The organism is Dapis brunnea BLCC-M229 (assembly GCF_050015995.1).
GTDB lineage: Bacteria > Cyanobacteriota > Cyanobacteriia > Cyanobacteriales > Microcoleaceae > Trichodesmium.
This window is the reverse complement of record NZ_JBNHEP010000225.1, coordinates 72,515-89,867: the sequence shown is the minus strand read 5'-3', so window position 1 is coordinate 89,867 and position 17,353 is coordinate 72,515. Positions and strand designations below refer to the sequence as shown.

Genomic DNA, 17,353 nt, shown 5'->3' with positions numbered 1-17,353 from the left:
AGATGGAGTTGGGTAGTGAAAATTTCCAACTATTGCGTATAGAGCAACAGTTAATACATTTTATGAAGCATCCGCCAGATGGAGTTGGGTAGTGAAAATTTCCAACTATTGCGTATAGAGCAACAGTTAATTCATTTTATGAAGCACCAGCCAGATGGAGGTGGGTAGTCAAATTTTCCGACTCTTGCCCACACGCAATAGTTAATTCATTATTATAAGCTGACTCAATTACCTATTATCTTTACAGCACTTTTGAGGATGAGCTACAGTTTAATACTAATTGCCATTACCTATTTCCTATTCCCTAAATAAAAATGAGTTTAACTGAACAATTCAAAAGTAGATATCACGAGTCGCGGATACAATATATGGCAACAGGAAAATCTCCCACCTGTTCAGTCATTTATTCTCAAGCACCTTACTGGAAAAATTATCGACTTATTTTTCCGTTTCTAATTGATAACTGGCAACATTTTTATTACATCGACTTTCCAGCAAAATTTGAAAATACAGAAAAAATCCACCCATCTATTTTCATAGGAATAGCAATGGCAGAAATTTATCGCCTTTGCGAAATATGTACCCCTCAAATAGTAAAAGTACCTTGGTATAGTTGTCTTGAGTGGGAAATAGATTGGTGGAATGAGGATATTTATTGGTATCTTCAGCAAAAGTTTTATCTGGAAAAATGGGATTGGGATAAAATGCCTCGAATAGAGTTTTCCTCAAATTATACAGAAAATTATTCTTTTCCTTCTGTTAATGATACCTACCTTCTTGCTGTTAGTGGGGGTAAAGAAAGTACATTCGCCTTTGAGTGGATGCAGCAAGCAAATCTTCCAATAGAAGCATTTACTTTACCTAAACCCATCAGAAGGCCAGCACTATAATCGCGAGATTTAGTGTCTGGATGAATGATGGGTGTATAATTATGATTCGATGTCATAATTATACACAAATATTAATAGTTTATCCAGTATACATTTTAGGTAAAATTAATTATAATAATCAATGTAGTCAAGGAGTTAACAACAGCGAGTGCTAGTAATTGAGGCCAAATTAAAAGGCAGTCAAAATCAGTACAAAATTTTAGATGAAATGATTCTCACATGTCAATTCATCAGAAATAGTTGTTTGCGCTATTGGATGGATAATAAAGATGTCAAACGCAATGACTTACAAAAGCTTTGTTCTGTACTAGCAAAGGATAGTAATTTTCCTTGGGTAAAAAAGTTAAACTCTCAAGCAAGACAAGCATCAGCCGATAGAACATGGCAATCAATACAACGATTCTACAAAAATTGTAGACTGAAATTACCAGGTAAAAAAGCGGTGCGACCCCGCGACGACGACAGTCGCAAGGGAACGCGCACCAAGAGAGGCTATCCAAAATTCAAGAAATTCACTCGTTCAATAGAGTACAAATCAACAGGTTATAAGCTATCTCCAGATAGAAAGAAAATTGAATTTAAAGATGGTTTTAAAGCTGGTGTCTTTGAGTTGTGGACAAGTCGTGATCTAGTCTGGTATTCAGAGCAACAAATAAGTCGTGTAAGAGTTGTGAGACGAGCTGATGGTTATTATTGTCAATTTCTAGTAAATGTAGAGAGAAAAGAAGCTCATAACTTTGAAGGCAATATAGTAGGAATTGATTTAGGTTTAAATGCTTTTTATACTGATAGTGATGGTAATGCTATAGAAAATCCTAAATATTTGAGAAAGTCGGAAAAACGACTAAAAAAGCTACAACGGAAAGTATCGCGCCGCCACGAGAAAGGTAAAAAGCCACAATCAAATAACTACCACAAAGCCAGAAAGCAATTAGCCAGGCAACATCTCAAAATCAGTAGACAGCGTAAAGACCATGCAGTAAAGACTGCAAGGGCGTTAATCCAATCTCACGATTTGGTAGTATACGAGGATTTGAAGATTGCTAACCTAGTTAAAAATCATCACTTAGCTAAATCTATATCTGATGCAAGTTGGTATGAGTTCACACAATGGTTAGAATACTATGGTAAGTTGCATGGAATTGCTTCCATAGCAGTGCCTCCACATTTCACATCTCAAAATTGTTCAAATTGTGGTCAGACTGTTAAAAAATCTTTGTCTGTTAGGACTCACAAATGTCCGCATTGTGGTTATATTGCTGATAGAGACCACAATGCAGCAAGGAACATTTTAGCTAAAGGTTTAGAAATGCTAGGAGCAATAGTCAACAGTACCGAGGGACACTCGGAATCTGGGGGAGACCCAAAAGCTACGGGAGAGTCCGACCTCTGGTTTGGTAATAGTGATATTGCCCATCTAAGTCATCTCTATGAGCGTAGAATCATCAATGATGAGAATCCCGCATCATAATCTGTGATTTGATGTCGGGAGTATGTCAAATAATGCAGGAGGAATATTAGGTGATAAATGGCTGCAAAAGTTTCCAGTATTTGACTATATTAAAAATCAAACCTATCTGTGGGAAATACAAGCTCATCCCAAAGAAGATCCAGCAGAACATTTTGCTTATGAAGGCGTTCGTAACGACCCTACTATTACTAATGCTCTTTTCATTATGATGATAATTGCTATGCAGCAAGGGCATCGGTTTCTTGTATTAGCAAATGATAAGAGTTCTAATGAATCTAATGCTACATACCAAGGGCGAGAAGTTAATCATCAAAGTGCTAAGGGAGCTGCTTATATAGAACGTTTTAATGATTTTTTGAAGCGCAAAGGTTTGCCTTTCAGTTATGTAAGTATTTGCGAAGAAGTTTATTCTATAGGTGCAGTTCATCAGCTATCTTTGTGGAACAAAAATATTCTGAATGACCTTACTTCCTGTAATGAAGCACAGTGGTCTCCAGAAGATTTTCGATGGTGTTGTAACTGTCCAAAATGTGCTTTTTCTTATGCTTTAATTGAAGCTGTAACAGATTCTCGTTTTGCTACCCAGGTAGTAGGAAAAGACTTATTTAATCTGACAAAACTTGAGGATATTTGGAAACGTTTATTTGACCCAAATTCTGAGAAACCATTTGAGTGTGTTGGAGAAAAACGTGAGACTTTAATGGCTTTAGCTAAATGCAAAAAACAACGTCTCAAAAATGGCGAACCTTTGGGTATTCTTGGGGAAATACCTGATATTGAATTTGAGGAATATCTACTACAAATATCTCCTCCTCAAAATATTCCAACTGAACATCAAGAAAAACTAAATTCTGTTTTGACTTAATCAGGTGAATATTATTAATTATTTATTGTAAGGTAAGGAAAAAGAGGTAGTGCGTCAAGGAAGTGTGGGAAGTGTGAGGAGTTCTGGGTACGGAGAGGCTCGAAAGTAGGAGGAATAATTGTATTTGTATATTTGTCAAAAATCTCAAAGTCTAGGTAAGTTTCGTCCTCTTCCCACACTCCCGAGCCTAGATACCAAATGGGTTCTATAGAAGCTTTAACCCTATCTTTACCCCCGTGAAAATTTTTGAGTTACGAGTCGGGAGTGGTTATTAGGCAGTTGCAGAAAAAGATTGAAAAATACTCCCTTACTTTTAAGATTAGAATCAGATTTTTCCCCGATCGAATCTTTTGATTCATAAATCTTCAGTGGAAAATTACCCACATTTTCATTCTCTCAAGCTCCTGAAAAAATTTCTTTGAGGAGGGGGATTTTTGGCTGCATCCTGACAATTTTTGTGATATGATCAAATTATGTGGGGGTTGTTCGCCCATACGCATGACTTTTTATTCAACTAAAATTATTCCCTAAGAGACAATCAAATATTCTTCAATATTTTCTAGGAGCAATACCAAAAAGATTTTCATCTTTTGGAGCTTCCCACAAATCTTTTGATTCATAAATCTTCAGTGAAAAATTACCCACATTTTCATTCTCTCAAGCTCCTGAAAAATTTCTTTGAGAGGGGATTTTCGGCTGCATCCTGACAATTTTTGTGATATGATCAAATTATGTGGGGGTTGTTCGCCCATACGCATGACTTTTTATTCAACTAAAAAAAGATAGTCTCTCATCAGGGATCGCTCAGATTCTAGAAAGGAAAATCAATGTCAAAGATACCAAATGGGGGAAATGATAAAGATACTTATCTAAAATGTATTAGAGCAAATATTTTTTAGCATATCCAATCAAAACGTACATTTTTCTAGCATTCTTTTTTTCATGGGTGGTATTAAAGATAGCGAAGCATGGGACTTAGGAAAATCCCACAGGGTAACCCAAGAAAAATCTTTCTCTCCTACTCCCCTAGAGACGTTGCATAACAAAAATGCGTTTCATGTCGCTCCGCGTTTCGCTGTCGCGACATGGAAAGCGGAGCTTTGCGTCAGCAAAACGTCCCTATCCTACTCCCTAATGCACAGTTTTAACTGTGTCGGTCTACTACTAGACTAATTATTGCTAATATTTGATTTCTGTGCAACTAGATTACTTACCTTTTTGACAGAGATAAACTCCTTCTTCTTGATTAGCAGCTTCCCAATAATTCAATATATTTATCCCATAACTACTGAGGATTTCTTGCAGCTTTGCCGTCGTATAACGGTAGGAAAAAAATAACCCAATTTTATCCCCACTTTTCCACTCTATTAATTGCTCATCCAATTTAAAACTCACATCATTATGCAATTCAAAATTAGCATTAACTCTTTTCAAACTAGGATTTTCCTCATCATCTTTAATCCCAAACTTGATATCCCCATTTTCTCGATTAACTCCTACATCTTCCAATACAGTAATTAGCCAATCTTTAGTCAATTCATTATCATATTGTGGCAGAATTTTTTCAATACCTTGAACGTAATCAGAACCCGGTGCTAAATTTCCACTTAATAACAATAAATCTCCCTCAGTCAAAAAATTATTTAAAATTGGGAAAATTTGCTGGGGATAAAAATTAGGAATCATGCCAAAAAAGGTAATAATTCTCCTTTGTTGGTCATCCCTTTTCTGAATCTGAAGCATTAAATCATCAGCATGAAGTAGATCGCAAACAATTGGTTGTACAGATAATTCAGGAAAAGAACTTCTGGCTTTTTGAGCAGAAATTATTGCCAGAGATAAACTAACATCTAGAGGATAATAAATTAACTCTCGCCTTTGATTAGATAAGTACGATAATAACAAACTGTCTTTAGTTCCACCACCAGAACCTAATCCAATTAACTGTAAAGTAGAAAATTCATCTAGGGTTTCGGCTGTTTTTTGGAAACATTTTTCATAAGCATCAACACAATCTAGATTGGTTCTAGAAGGAGAATATTCTTGGTGAATTTTTAACCATTTTTGACTTTGCTTGACACTATCATAATGAAATTTATGATTAATTTGCTTCCCAGAAAAACTGGCTAAATAATCTTGATAAACTTGGTCAGGAAATTGACTAGGATGCACAAATACTTGTTCAAATGTTGCCGACATAATAATTCTAGATAATTTGATAATTTGATAATTTGATTAGGAATAGGTCAATAGCTGAAGTCATCAGAAGTCAAAAGTCAGAAGTTAAATTCTTGCTGTGACTATAGCTGAAGTCAGAAGTCAGAAGTTTTTTTTATACCAATTCCTATTCATTAATGCTATACTTTGGTGACACTTCAGTTATTAAGTAATTAACACAAGTAAAATAACTTATTCCCTAATTATTAGCCAGTTAATGTTAATTATTCTTATTTTGTAGAGACGTTGCATGGAACATCCCTACCCCCACCTCTCACACTTTCCAACCTAATCAAATATAGCAAGATTTTTGAAAAATGGTATTATAACGGTGATGCGTGAGCAACCCTCCAAAAACATTTCCTTTTAACCCACATTCCGCACTTCACAATGTAGTACAAAGGTATACATGAATCATCATCATAATTTGAGCCAACAAATTCAACAAATTAATTCTATAAAACATAAAAAAATGAATGTCATCAGTATGGATTTCAAATGAACCTGAGCTTGGTTAACTGTATCAAATCCAGTTGTTTCTAATTTTTTTACTAGCTTTAATGCCGTCTTTTTTTCTTGTTCAATTTTCGACTCTAACTTTCAGACACATAGTTTTTGTACGTTTACAGCAGACCTTTTAGTCTCTGGAGTGCCTCACAATCAGATTGACAACATTTATATTTATAATTTTTTTTGTGCAATATTGATTTCATTTCAATTAATCATTTACCTCCTTCAAATAAATTATATCATGTCCGGATGAACAGTTATAAATAATTAGGAATGAGTCAGGAGGAAGAAAGAAGATTTAGGAGGAAAAATTTTTTTATCACTAATTAAGCGGACATGATATTAAACATACTTTTCATATTATGACAAAGAATGTACAAGAATGTTAACTTTTATCCAATTTTTTACTTTAGTAGTTAGCCCCAAAGCGGCAAAATAGAAATATAATAGACATCTCCAAAAATACTCAAACGCCTATCCTAACTATCTTTAGTGGAGCGATCGCCACTTATGAGGATAGTTAATTTGTACAGTTTTATGGGTATCAGAGATGCTTCGTGTTATTAATATAAATATTTATTGTACTTTTTTTATTATTTTTATCTAATTTTTTTGCAACTCTATACTAATATTAAAGATCCAATTATTAGTCTAACTAAACCACATATTTTTAAGATTACTTTTTCATAATTATTATCTTTTAATCTGAATCTTTCTCTAGCAACTCCAAATATTTTAATTAATCTTATTACATGTTCTACAAATATTCTATTTTTGGCTTTTTCTTGATTTTATTCTTTGATTTATGGTGGCATTTCTTTTTTTCTTGGTTTCTTTTTTGGTGTAGTTGTTCTCTCTGCTCCTTCATAAGCTTTATCTCCTTGAAATTCTTGTCTTTTATCAAACTTATTCTGTTGTTTTCTTAATACATTTACATCACTTACTGGACCTTTTTATCCTACTATTACATCTACTATTTCTTTTCCTTTTGGTGTTGTTATTATTTGATTTTTAAAAGTATGATTTTTCTTTTTTCCTGAGTAATATTTTTCTTGTTTTTTATATTCACTTGGTCTTTCTCTACTTTGTTCTGTGCTATCTACAATTAATTCTAATTCTGTTAACACTTCTTTTACCCATTCCAATTCATTTTCTTTTTTTTTTACTTGTTCTAATAAACTTGCTAGCAGTAATTCTCTGAGAATATCTATCCAGTAATGAAAAATATTATTAGCACTTGATTAACTTATACCAAAATTGATTCCTAATGTTTGAAAAGTTGGTATTTGATGTAAATAAAATAACGTTCAAATGATTTCTTCTTCCTGAGTTAAATTCTTTTTTCTTCCTCCACCTGCTTTGATTAATCTTTTTTCTGTTTTGGCGTTGGCGGAGCCTAGCGGCAGCTACATCGCCTCTTTTTTTTCTGATTCTATTATTTGGGCATTTGCTATTAATTTTATTAGCTGTTCGTAAGTAATACCAAGAATTCTTTTTGTTTCTTTTGGATAATTATAAATATATTCTAAAATTTGATTCATTTGGAAGACCGTATACATAAATGGTTTTGATAATTTTATCTTATTTTCTATTTTGGAGATATCTAATTGATTGAATGCTTTAGGAGATTTTCATTATCATGTTTCATCTGCCTCACAAAGCGGAACGGACTTCTATCGCCGAACAAAGCCATATAAAATGTAGCGGGAGTATAATGGTACAAATTAGGGAGTAGGAAGAGGTTTTAATTAATGGATAATGGATAATGATAATTACCTCGGGTTTTAACCGTACGGGAATTGAATATAAGAAAATATCTTAGCACTTTTTTCCTCTTGAAAGAGGAGGCTGTTAACCTGAATTATTTAATTAATAATTAGGATTTGCACTCAAAAGTCTTTTTGTTGAGGCAGGGATTCATTAATGGATAATGGATAATGGATAATGGATAATTGATAATTGATAATTGATAATTACCTCGGGTTTTAACCGTACGGGAATTGAATATAAGGAATATTTTCTTTTCTCAAGGGGAGATTGGAGGCTAGCGAGGTCTCCTCGCCATCCCATCCTAACGGACTGCTCCGCTTTCCGACCGCTTTTTCCCCTATCCAAGGGGAGGCAATTAGGCGTGAATTATTTAATTATTAATTCTTGAATTACCTATTTGTAAGGAGTAGTTAAGAGTCAGGAGAAATGGGAATTATAGAGGAGATAGTCGGATATATTTGTCCCTTGATTTCTCTGTCCTTGTCTGCCCAAAATACTAACTTTTTGAGCCTGAAGAGCTGAAAACCAGGCACTTTTTTCGACGAGAAAACGGCTCAAACCTTTATATGTCAATTCTTTGCTATTTAATCAGTAAGCCCTAATTAATAAAGCATTTATCAAATTGGTGGGATACACAAATTTTGGATTTTAGGCAACAGCTCCGAAAGGCAACAGGCAAAAGCGAATAGGGAATAAGGAATAGAAAAAAATACTGTACTTCATTAATATGAGAACCGCTATAATTAATAATTATTCTGTAATAAAATGCTTATGAAATAAGTACTGTCAGGAGTGAATATTGATAATTCATACAATGATTATGCAACGCCAAATTAAAATATATATATTTAAGACATCATGCACCGTGAAGACTTACCAATTTATACTCAAATTGTTGAAGAGTTACGCGAAAAAATTAAGCAAGGAGTTTATCAAGTAGGAGACAAGTTACCCACTGAAGCTCAACTCAGTGAACATTTTGCCGTTAACCGTCATACTTTGCGCCGGGCGATCGCTATTTTGAAAAGTGAAGGGTTGCTCAGAGTCGATCAAGGTCGTGGAACTTTTGTTGTGGGTAAACCTATTCAATATGTTATTGGTAAACGAGTACGCTATAGTAAAACTCTCATTGCCCAAGGCCAAAAACCTAATTTTCAATTGCTACAAGTAGTTCAAAGACTTGCTGATGCTTATATTGCTCAAAAACTAGAAATAGAAGTAGGTGCTTGTGTCGCTTTAATTGAACGTTTAGCTTTTGCAGATAAGCAACCCCTTAGCATTAGTAGTCATTATTTTCCTTTAGATCGTTTTCCAGAAATAATCAAAGAGGAGGGAATCCAATTTTTGCAAGAGAAAGGTTCAATTTCTCAATTATTAAGGGAGCTATATAATTGCGACCATATTCGTCATAGAACTCATGTTTATGCTCGTATAGTAGAACATCTTGATGCTTCTGTTTTGGAAGTTCCTCTTAATCACCCTATTCTATTAGCAGAATCGATCAATGTAGATCGGGATGGCAAGATTATTGAATATGGGATAACAAGATTTAGAGGTGATAGGATGGAATTAGTATTTGAAAATTAGTGGTTTGAGGCTAAATTATTTCAATTTTAAGCGATTGCCAATCAGTCAATTTTGATGATTACCTGGAATTGGCGATCGCGCTTTGGTTATTAGCCATAAATTTTTCTTATATTTAAGCTTTTTTTGCACTATCTAACTTTTGTTTTGTTTGTTTAAGCTCTTGCCATAGTTCCTGCACCTGTAGATAGGCCAATCTTGCTGGAATTTTCCCTGCTGTTTGTAGACCACTAATATAATTTACCTTATGAGAAAATTCTTGTAATTTCTCATTAAAAGCTATATTTTCTGGAGTTCCTTTTCCGTAATAGGAACTTTGTGGAAAAATAAATTCATGGTGATTCATTTTAGTTTTTCCCTGAGTAGTTTTACACAATTTATAATTTAATTAAAGAGATTTTAAGTTAATTTTTTGTTCATAGTAATATTATCTCCATTTTTATTTTCCTTTTTTGCCTATCTTGAGATTGTGCTTGATATTTTTTTACTTTTTGTCACATTTTTCAGTATTTTTTCTCAGTGTTTTTACTTATTATAGCATTCCTCAAGAATTTGTCAAAAGTCCCAGCACAGATAAATACTCTGAAACTGTTCTACCAATTCAGTTTAAGCATGTCACAAATAGTTTCAAACTTTAAATGTCAAATAATTGCCTGAAACTGTTATTTTTAAGGAAAAATACTCAATTTTCCAGTTAATTTAGGGGATAAAATCATTATTAATTTTAAATATTTTGCTGAGTAGAACCATCCCCAGAGTCTTCACCAATACCCAAATTTTTCTTAGACTTTTTCAACTGTTTCCAAAGGTCTTTAATTTTATCATAAGCTTCTTCTGGAGAAATTTTCCCACCAGTTTCTAAGCCACAAATGATACTAACTCGTTGAGCAAATTCCTGTAAGTTAGCGTTAAAAACTAAGTTTTCTGGAGTAAAATCACCGTGATAGCGACTGTGAGGATACAAAAAATCATCCTTAATTGCCATTGTTCCTCCGATAGAAATATATGGGGTTTGATTAGAGCTGAAAAATAGGGCTGATTATTTACATAATCCAATTTTCTCAACTCAATTATAGCAAATCCAGTTTATAGAAGGAATATTATATTTAATATCATGTCCGGTTGAATACTTAGAGACTGTTTGTAAAATAAGTATTAACAGAGATGGGTAGTGACTAAAATCTCAAAGCGCTAGTACTTCAAGGGATTGAAATTTGGTAGATACCAGAGGTGGAAAGGTACATATATTCCTAGATTTTTAACTGACAAATAGTTGTCTTGATTTCTTCCTCCCTCCATACCTCCATACCTGTTACCTGTTAAGTGTTCCCTGTTAAGTGTTAAGTGTTCCCTATCTTCTTTTTATATTTCCTTTACAAACCGTCTCTTATAAATAACGATGAAGGAGTCAGGAGGGAAAAAGAAGGAAGAGGAGAAGAAAGTTTTTTATCACTTTAATTGACCATTAATCATCTGAAAAATTGGCTTTAATACAGTCCGTGAATAATATAAAAAATTATTACTATAGCAATCCTAAATGATTTGTGAAAATTTTTAGAATAGTTAATATTAACGAAAAACTTTAAAAATTCTGACTCATGAGGACTGAGGACTGACTCCTAACTACCACCAAAATATTACAACTGAAATAGGATTGTTATATCTACGAATAAATTTATTCTTTTTAATGTTATAGATATCAACAAAAGCAAGTATTATTGATAATTATGAAACTATAATTAGTAAGGCTTGATGTTCACTGATTATATGACTTTATTTGTAGAATTAATTTGTGATTATAGCAATTACTTTTTATCAAATTTTTTGCAGTTTTCTCTAAAAATATCTACAGCCATTTCTATTACTTCTGCATTTGTTTTTCCACCACAGTCAATAATTTTTCTTTCAGACAAATTGAAATTTTTCTCGCCATAACCACGTTGTTCTTCTTCACCTATTCGTTCTTCCGTAATTATTAGTGGAAATAATCCTGGTATTGATATGGCAGTACAAATAATTTTTGTGTGATTAATTACCTTTTCATTCTGATAGATAACCGACCAATTCCCTATTGTCCCAATATTCATAATTAATACCAATTACCATGCATTAATGTTATACTTAGGTAACACTTCAATTCTTAAGTGATTAAAAAAAGCCGAATAAGCTTTTTAATAATTATTAACCAAGAGCGTGTTAATTATTCATCTTTTTACTTCTCTGTAGGGACGTTGTATGCAACGTCCCTCCGGCTCAATAAAATGTAGAAAAGTTTTTGAGAAACGGTATAATAGGGTCAGGAAATTTAATAATTCCCTGACCTAATAAATATCCAACTACTTTCCCATATTCCGCTTCATTCTTTCCAGCTCTTCATCTGTTTCCAGACTTTTAAACTGTTCCTCTAATGGGTCGAATAAATTACCAAAATTATAGGAACTGGTTTGATTCCAACCATCAGTTTCCCAACGTCTTTCATTCCTGGTAGCATAACGAGTAGCCTCAGCTTGAACAGCTTTTGCTCGTACCTCCTCACGACGTTGTTTAATCTGATGATACAGTTCTTTCGCCTGTTGGATGCGCTGCTTGCATCCTTGCATCTGTCCCCACTGTTGATTACCTTGTCGTAAAAAAGATGCTTCTCTTTCCTGGGCAGCCTGGACTAAATCTAGTCTATTAGCTGTTTGTGCCTTTTCGACTCGGTTATGCCAACGCTTAACTTCTTGGGCAGTCGAGAGAATATCTTGCTCTAATTTTTTTTCTTGGCGCTGGAGTTGTGCGATGAGGCGCAGAGTATCTTCTTCTTGTTGGCGTAATTGCTCTTCAAGTGCCTGTAGTTCTAAATGGGGGTTATTCTGCAGGAACTCTTCAAGTCTGTTTTCGAGAAATTGGCTAAAATCGTCAAATAAACCCATAAGTCATTTCAGTTATCAGTTATCATTTAGCCTCCTGCGGAGGAACTTCGTTAACATTACCTCTGGCTTCAGCCAGAGGCTTGAAATCTTGAAACCTTATTTTTAAGTCATATTGCCAGTACCACATCGTAGTACGCATATATTACTCAGCTCATGCTTACAGTTATAACTAAAATTGTTGCCCGACAAAAACAGAACGAACTTCACCATTACGGCGAATCACAGCTTCCTGGTTAGCTACTTTGACAAGAGTCCAACCACTACCACCAATACTCTCTCCGACATATATCCGACGGGCCACTCCATCAATTTCAAATAGAGCAGCAGAACGTTCGCCTAACTCCAAGATACCTACCAGTGTATTAATAGGGCTTTGAACTTGACTAGCTGCGATTATTTCCGCCACAGGTATTTCTGCTGTTGGAGGTGGAGGTAATGATACTGGTTGTGTTGGTGTTTCTGTTTGAGATTCTGCTTGTGCTGTTGTTTCCGGTTCTTGTTCTGGTTCTGGTTTCTGTTTTGCCGTTGTTTTGGCTGGAGGCTCCGGTTTTGTTTTTGCTTCAGCTTTCGCCGAGCTAGAGCTATCAACTTTAGCTTTAGTTTCTGATTTGACTTCTGCTTTGGCAGTTATTTCGGCTTCCGATTTTTCTTGAGCGTTTTCAGCAGCTTCTGTGGAAGCCTTAGATGCAGATGCTGCTGATGGCTTTGGGGAAGATGGCTCAGATTTGGAAGCGTTAGATGCAGATGCTGCTGATGGCTTTGGGGAAGATGGCTCAGATTTCGGTGTAACTGCTACCGCCGTTGGAATAGGCGGAATTACTACTACTTTAGTTTCAGGAATAGTTACAGTTTCTTTTGCTACTTGTGCCTCCATCAGATCGACCAGTCGGTTGAGGGGTAAGAGTAAGCTAGTATTTATGGATGGGTTAGCCGATACTGGTACTTTTGGTAAATTATTACTAGATGGAGCAGGTGGTACACCCGGAAGTTGTTGTTGTTTCTGAGTCGCCTCTTTTTGCTCAATCATTTTGAGCGAGCGCTCGATATAATCTGCAAATTTTGCATCTGCTGCTGCTTTAGGATTCAATGTTTCTGCTGATGAATCAGGCTTTTCTACATAACCTAAATAGTCTAAAATTTTATCAAATCCACCTCTAGTTGCTAACCACAAAGAGAGAGTTACTAATATGGATGCAAAAGCTGCTCCTAAAAGTAGTTTATCTAATGATTTATTTTCTTTTTTGGTTGCTTGTGCTTGAGCTAATTTTGCCTTTGCCTCTTTTTCAGGGTCTTGAGATTGAGTATTCTTTTGAGGCAAAACTATTTGAGGCACCTTAATTGGTGTCAAAGAAACAATTTCTGGTCGAGTTACTTCAGTTGGTAAACGACTACCACCATCCAATACTCGGTCAATATCATTGAACAAGTCTTCCATCAAATTTTCGGCAAGATTGTCCACAGAAACAGGTTCTTTAAACCTGGAGTTTTGGGAATTTTCTGTAGTCCTCTGGTTCGTTGTCATCTAAAATCCTCCGTTAGTTAGGTTGGGCTAGGTATAGGAACTCAAACCCAGACAGACAAGTTATACCTAATTCGCATAAGTCTGGCAAAGTAAGGGTATAAGTCTACTCAATTATTGGGTTTATATTTCTTGGAGCAAAGGAACAAGAGTTTCACTAAGCAACTAGCTTTAGCTATGGGCTTTCTGACATTAGTATTAAGATTATAGATATTTTAACTGGGACTTATACCGCATAACGATAGTAATATTTACTCAAACAATAGTACTTATAGCAATTTTCAGGTAGATGAACTACATAGTAATACTAATCCTGACCCATTTTTGCTATATATCCTTGTGATAGGTCAATGGGGACTGGGAATCTCAAATAAATGGTAAGCAAGCCTAATATTATAGCACTTTATCTTGTAGTTAGGACAATAAATTTGGGTTCTCAAGGAATTTGAAAGGCCACCAAATCTATGGGGACTCGACGCCTCTTAATTTGATGAAGCACTGAAACTGGCTTTGCGATCTACTGATATCAAGTCTTATTAATTAGCCATAATAAAAATCTTTTCTCTGATAAATTTCTCCCTGTTCCCTGTTCCCAGTTAAGTGTTCCCTCAATTTTTTATTGTGGGTATTCAAAGAGACATGATATTAGTCTGTTTTGAGATGAAAGATTCTATTGATGGACTCAATGTTTTCTCAGAAAACTAGGATTTTTCTATTGTTTTAATATCACTCTAATTTTGGTAGCACTCAGGAGTATATCAAATCAATTTGTGAGAAATCCGATGGTTATTTTAATATCCCAATGTCTAGAAAATTTAAGGCTGAATATGGTGCAGTAAAAATCCCTTTTCCTAAAAGATTGATGGGTAGAAATCTCAAGGAAGTTCGGATAATTCCCAGATATGATGCTAGGTTTTTTGAAGTTGAATTCATTACAGAATAGGAACCACAGCTAGTAGTAAAATCTGATAATGCACGCTTCAATAGACCTTGGTTTAGTGCAGGAGTGCAACTTGTGTATCAAATACTGGGTCATCGTTTATTTTGGACGGTAGAAAGCTAAAATCAATCAACCAGTGCTACAACAAGGAAAATTCTAGATTGCAGTCATTATAAAGATAAATAAGGCATCAAAGGTTTAACCAAAAAGCAAATTAGCATTACGGTAAATCGAAACAATAAAGTTAGAGATTACTTACAGCAGTTTCGGAAGCGCGTGAGGTACAAAGTTTTATTATCCTAGGGAACAGGGAACAGGGAACAGGGAACGGGGAACGGGGAATATAAAAGTAGTCTTATGAGTGTACCTCAGCATCCTCAAAAGTGCTGTCAATAAAGCAGCTAGATATTTAATCAACTGGTGTAGAGAAAACAAAATATTTACTATTGCCGTAAGTGTGAATCCAGGGATGAAAAAAAAATATCAATTTAGATATTCCACAATACCGATATCTGCTCACACAAACCCGTTTTCTGTGCTGTTTTATAATACCGATACTACCAAATTTGATATCAGAAGTAGAGGAAAATTAGATTTGAGAGTAGATTTAACTGTTTCATAGCACTACTCTCTCCTGATCCCCCGAATCCCTAACTTCTTAACTGCAGCATTTGTGCTGTCAACGCTAAACTCTCCTCATATAAAACATCGCGACCCCAACGTTGTAACTGTTGTGCCATCAAAGCTTCTGCTTTCTGATCGCTTAATGCTGTCACCTGCTCAGTCAAACAAGACTGCGCCTTACCGCCAGACTCTAAGCGCATACAACCAGTAGTTTCAGAACACAAAATTGTGCAACAATCAACATCAACATCTGGATTACTCGAACCTAAACGTAAACCAACTAAATCTCCTGGAATCTCACCAAAGTCAGCAGTAGGAATAGCTGCTAACTCAGCCAAAATTTCTTTATCATTACTCCCAGTCAATTTGATATGGGCAATATCATAGTCACCACCTAATTCTGTATAAGAAACTGGTTCCCAATTCAGACGACTAGCAAACCAACCCAAAAACATTAGCGCCTGAGCAGCATTTCCTTTTTCATAGTCAATTGTAATAATGTCAACTTCCCATAAAGCTGTTCGTCGTTTTGGAGGGTCAAAAGTAGCAGCAATTAATTCTTGCCAAGCAGATAGACGATGCCAGTTGAGGTCTGCAATATAAGTTTCGTTTTCAATCAATTCCTGCATCTTTAAAAATTCTGATTCGGGATCGGAAAAGTAACAGGAGTCCATAATTATGCAGTTGCTCGTCTCACACAAACTACGAAATAATTGCTGTTCTGTGTTAGGGGTCGCTTTCCACCAGACAAATTTTGGTAGATCGGGAATCATTAATGATTTTATTGTTTCATCTACCCTTTGCATCGCTGATTTTGTCCCCCGCAGGGTGACATATTCACTGCAAACTAAATTGGAATTACTTTGCTTCTGAATTGGACAGTAGGCAGATACTTGAGCTGTAACTCCTGTATCTTCTTCCCCCATAGTTGGGCACAGGGTCATAACGCGGCTGGGGTTTTGAGCGGCGATCGCATCTGCCATACTAAACCCCCGGAGATTTATATTTGTGACTTTTTGACGGTCTTCTGGTTGTTTAGCAAACTCTGAGCGCAATTTAGCTAGGGTTTCGGGGTCTACCCTACCTGTAATTGGCAATTGATAAATTTTTTGTGCCTCTCTAACTGCATTTCTGGTTTGTGGCCCATGAATGCCATCAATTGGACCATCATAGAATCCTAGCGCCCCTAGTAATTGTTGGAATTCTTCTGGTTCATAAACTACCATGCTAAAGGTGGCAGCTCTTGTAGCAATGGAAGTTGCTTTACCTTGATTTTGACTCAGCCAAATTTTACTTAGTTCTTCTTCTATTTCTCCTAGGGAGATATCTTTTGGTTGTTGTAAGGCAACAATTGGTGTAGTCATCTTTTTGTTTGTCCTTAAGTGTTAATTTTTGTTTATGGGATATTGAATAATTTAATAGGGTAGTTTCTGTTTAATATATAGGGTAACGTAAGTTGGCAGATTTTACTTAACTATAGAAACAGTTTAAGTTCTATATAATTACCAATAGTATCAGGCGATCGCTATAAAATGTCCAGAATATAAATCGGAACATATTCTTCAATAATTGATAATGTCCTCTCCCTAAAACGGATTGGATTGACGCGGAGCGTGAAAATTTTTTCTTCTCAAGGGGAGATTGGATATGGCGAGGAGACCTCGCCATCCCATCCTAGGTCATGCTCCGCAAACGACCGCTTGTTTATCCTTTAAAGAAGAGACTTTAAACCTTAATTATTCGGTAAGAATAGTAATACCGTTTTCCATGAAGTTGCATAAAGATGAGAATAGTCAGTGTAATACAGCGTTTTCATAAGATGTTCGCTGTATTCTGCTGTGGCATAAACTTTCACCGCAGCTTCAGGCGAACCGTAACGCTGAATATGGGCTTTAAAATGCTAGTATCAAGTGTCAAGATGAAAACAAGAAACATCCGTTTTGCCCATTTATATAACTCCTTTGTCTACTTGTTGCCTGTTGCTTGCGCGAAACGTTATAGGTTATTCCTTTTTGAAATTATCCGTATTTTATAGCACTACACATTTA

Annotated in this window: 14 protein-coding genes and 1 pseudogene; 5 read left to right on the top strand and 10 right to left on the bottom strand. The window is 35.3% G+C overall.

All coding sequences use genetic code 11. The features are described from left to right. Positions 1-314: 314 nt before the first annotated feature. The 3 genes from ACP6PM_RS25790 (at position 315) to ACP6PM_RS25780 (ending at position 3,226) form a co-directional block, all read left to right on the top strand. Positions 315-890: a hypothetical protein gene (locus ACP6PM_RS25790; RefSeq protein ID WP_426589739.1), complete on the top strand. Its 576-nt coding sequence runs from the start codon at positions 315-317 to the stop codon at positions 888-890. A 148-nt stretch (positions 891-1,038) separates the two neighbouring features. Continuing rightward, positions 1,039-2,361, top strand: a complete 1,323-nt coding sequence (locus ACP6PM_RS25785; protein ID WP_426589737.1) for an RNA-guided endonuclease InsQ/TnpB family protein — start codon at positions 1,039-1,041, stop codon at positions 2,359-2,361. A gap of 22 nt (positions 2,362-2,383) precedes the next feature. Next, positions 2,384-3,226 carry a MurL C-terminal domain-containing protein gene (locus ACP6PM_RS25780; RefSeq protein WP_426589736.1) on the top strand — a complete coding sequence of 281 codons (843 nt, stop codon included), beginning with the start codon at positions 2,384-2,386 and terminating at the stop codon, positions 3,224-3,226. A gap of 1,206 nt (positions 3,227-4,432) precedes the next feature. Here the strand turns inward: ACP6PM_RS25780 and ACP6PM_RS25775 are convergent. The 4 genes and pseudogenes from ACP6PM_RS25775 to ACP6PM_RS25760 all read right to left on the bottom strand — a co-directional run bounded on the left by ACP6PM_RS25775 (position 4,433) and on the right by ACP6PM_RS25760 (position 7,512). Further along, a complete protein-coding gene (locus tag ACP6PM_RS25775) occupies positions 4,433-5,425 on the bottom strand; it encodes an L-histidine N(alpha)-methyltransferase (RefSeq protein WP_426589734.1) in 993 nt (330 codons plus the stop codon). A gap of 1,148 nt (positions 5,426-6,573) precedes the next feature. Continuing rightward, positions 6,574-6,732: pseudogene (locus ACP6PM_RS25770) on the bottom strand (transposase family protein); the annotation flags it as partial. Between the two features lie 174 nt (positions 6,733-6,906). Then, the gene (locus ACP6PM_RS25765; RefSeq protein ID WP_426589732.1) at positions 6,907-7,098 is read right to left on the bottom strand and encodes a transposase family protein; all 192 of its coding nucleotides are present in this window, start codon (positions 7,096-7,098) and stop codon (positions 6,907-6,909) included. A gap of 261 nt (positions 7,099-7,359) precedes the next feature. Further along, entirely contained in the window at positions 7,360-7,512 is a 153-nt protein-coding gene (locus tag ACP6PM_RS25760; protein ID WP_426589731.1) for a hypothetical protein, read from the bottom strand. A 1,069-nt stretch (positions 7,513-8,581) separates the two neighbouring features. Between ACP6PM_RS25760 and phnF the strand changes: the two genes are divergently transcribed. Next, positions 8,582-9,310: a phosphonate metabolism transcriptional regulator PhnF gene (phnF, locus tag ACP6PM_RS25755; protein ID WP_426589729.1), complete on the top strand. Its 729-nt coding sequence runs from the start codon at positions 8,582-8,584 to the stop codon at positions 9,308-9,310. A 112-nt stretch (positions 9,311-9,422) separates the two neighbouring features. On the opposite strand, the gene ACP6PM_RS25750 is transcribed toward phnF, so the two are convergent. The 5 genes from ACP6PM_RS25750 to ACP6PM_RS25730 form a co-directional block, all read right to left on the bottom strand. Then, positions 9,423-9,653 (bottom strand): DUF7219 family protein, encoded by a 231-nt coding sequence (locus ACP6PM_RS25750; protein ID WP_426589727.1) that lies wholly within the window; start codon positions 9,651-9,653, stop codon positions 9,423-9,425. A gap of 378 nt (positions 9,654-10,031) precedes the next feature. Further along, positions 10,032-10,292 (bottom strand): DUF7219 family protein, encoded by a 261-nt coding sequence (locus tag ACP6PM_RS25745; RefSeq protein ID WP_426589725.1) that lies wholly within the window; start codon positions 10,290-10,292, stop codon positions 10,032-10,034. Positions 10,293-11,112: 820 nt separating this feature from the next. After that, positions 11,113-11,394 (bottom strand): hypothetical protein, encoded by a 282-nt coding sequence (locus tag ACP6PM_RS25740; RefSeq protein WP_426589723.1) that lies wholly within the window; start codon positions 11,392-11,394, stop codon positions 11,113-11,115. Positions 11,395-11,643: 249 nt separating this feature from the next. Further along, a complete protein-coding gene (locus tag ACP6PM_RS25735) occupies positions 11,644-12,222 on the bottom strand; it encodes a TIGR04376 family protein (RefSeq protein WP_426589721.1) in 579 nt (192 codons plus the stop codon). A 169-nt stretch (positions 12,223-12,391) separates the two neighbouring features. Beyond that, positions 12,392-13,744, bottom strand: a complete 1,353-nt coding sequence (locus ACP6PM_RS25730; protein ID WP_426589719.1) for a hypothetical protein — start codon at positions 13,742-13,744, stop codon at positions 12,392-12,394. Between the two features lie 799 nt (positions 13,745-14,543). Here ACP6PM_RS25730 and ACP6PM_RS25725 point away from each other — a divergent pair. Beyond that, complete coding sequence (locus tag ACP6PM_RS25725; protein ID WP_426589717.1) at positions 14,544-14,684, top strand: hypothetical protein; 141 nt, start codon at positions 14,544-14,546, stop codon at positions 14,682-14,684. Between the two features lie 647 nt (positions 14,685-15,331). Here ACP6PM_RS25725 and opcA read toward each other — a convergent pair. Next, entirely contained in the window at positions 15,332-16,669 is a 1,338-nt protein-coding gene (opcA, locus tag ACP6PM_RS25720; protein ID WP_426589715.1) for a glucose-6-phosphate dehydrogenase assembly protein OpcA, read from the bottom strand. Positions 16,670-17,353 lie beyond the last annotated feature (684 nt).

Excerpts from the sequence above, each read along its gene's own strand:
- ACP6PM_RS25790 (WP_426589739.1), top strand. The coding sequence starts at position 315 with ATGAGTTTAACTGAACAATTCAAAAGTAGATATCACGAGTCGCGGATA.
- ACP6PM_RS25780 (WP_426589736.1), top strand. The coding sequence starts at position 2,384 with ATGTCAAATAATGCAGGAGGAATATTAGGTGATAAATGGCTGCAAAAG.
- ACP6PM_RS25775 (WP_426589734.1), bottom strand. The coding sequence starts at position 5,425 with ATGTCGGCAACATTTGAACAAGTATTTGTGCATCCTAGTCAATTTCCT.
- ACP6PM_RS25760 (WP_426589731.1), bottom strand. The coding sequence starts at position 7,512 with ATGTATACGGTCTTCCAAATGAATCAAATTTTAGAATATATTTATAAT.
- phnF (WP_426589729.1), top strand. The coding sequence starts at position 8,582 with ATGCACCGTGAAGACTTACCAATTTATACTCAAATTGTTGAAGAGTTA.
- ACP6PM_RS25750 (WP_426589727.1), bottom strand. The coding sequence starts at position 9,653 with ATGAATCACCATGAATTTATTTTTCCACAAAGTTCCTATTACGGAAAA.
- ACP6PM_RS25745 (WP_426589725.1), bottom strand. The coding sequence starts at position 10,292 with ATGGCAATTAAGGATGATTTTTTGTATCCTCACAGTCGCTATCACGGT.
- ACP6PM_RS25740 (WP_426589723.1), bottom strand. The coding sequence starts at position 11,394 with ATGAATATTGGGACAATAGGGAATTGGTCGGTTATCTATCAGAATGAA.
- ACP6PM_RS25735 (WP_426589721.1), bottom strand. The coding sequence starts at position 12,222 with ATGGGTTTATTTGACGATTTTAGCCAATTTCTCGAAAACAGACTTGAA.
- ACP6PM_RS25730 (WP_426589719.1), bottom strand. The coding sequence starts at position 13,744 with ATGACAACGAACCAGAGGACTACAGAAAATTCCCAAAACTCCAGGTTT.
- ACP6PM_RS25725 (WP_426589717.1), top strand. The coding sequence starts at position 14,544 with ATGTCTAGAAAATTTAAGGCTGAATATGGTGCAGTAAAAATCCCTTTT.
- opcA (WP_426589715.1), bottom strand. The coding sequence starts at position 16,669 with ATGACTACACCAATTGTTGCCTTACAACAACCAAAAGATATCTCCCTA.